General features: G+C 76.2%; 1 protein-coding gene. It reads left to right on the top strand.

The window, feature by feature from the left end:
• The coding region (ftsL, locus tag CCN39_RS48950; RefSeq protein ID WP_086854048.1) for a cell division protein FtsL at window positions 1-514 on the top strand (514 nt) is incomplete at its 5' end.
• Window positions 515-592: the final 78 nt, after the last annotated feature.

Genomic DNA, 592 nt, shown 5'->3' with positions numbered 1-592 from the left:
CCCGGAGCCGAAGGCCCGGCCCGCCGCGTCGCCGGAGAAGCCGAAGCTCAAGCTGAAGCTGCTGCTGCCGAAGTCGCGCGCGTCGTTCGTGCTGATGATGATGGCGCTGCTGGCCGCCGGCGTGGCCACCACGCTGTGGCTGACCACGCAGGCGATCGCCGACTCCTACCGGCTCGAGCAGCTGCGCACCACCAACGCGAACCTGGCCGAGCAGAAGGAACAGCTGCAGCGCGACGTCGCCAAGGCCGAGTCGCCCGCGTCACTGGCTCCCGCGGCCCAGCAGCTGGGCATGGTGCCCGGCGGTGACCCGGCGCGGATCGTCGTCGGCCCGGACGGCAAGACCTCGCTCGTCGGCGAGCCCAAGAAGGCCAAGGCGGACGCCCCGGTGGTGCCGGCCGCGCCGCCCGCCGCGCCCGCCGCGGGCACGCAGTCGCAGCAGGGTGCGCCCATCGAGGGCGACCAGCCCGCCGTGCCCGCCGAAGAGCAGCCGGCCCAGCCGGGAGGCGGCCAGTGATGGCTTCGGGCCGCAGCCAGGTCCGCGCCCGCGCCGCGGGCAGCGCCCGGCGGACGTACGCCGCCGGGACCCGCAGCG

The sequence above is a fragment of the Amycolatopsis kentuckyensis genome (assembly GCF_002155975.1).
Lineage (GTDB): Bacteria > Actinomycetota > Actinomycetes > Mycobacteriales > Pseudonocardiaceae > Amycolatopsis > Amycolatopsis kentuckyensis.
Note: the sequence above shows the minus strand (reverse complement) of the source record. Positions and strands in the feature narration are given on the sequence as shown.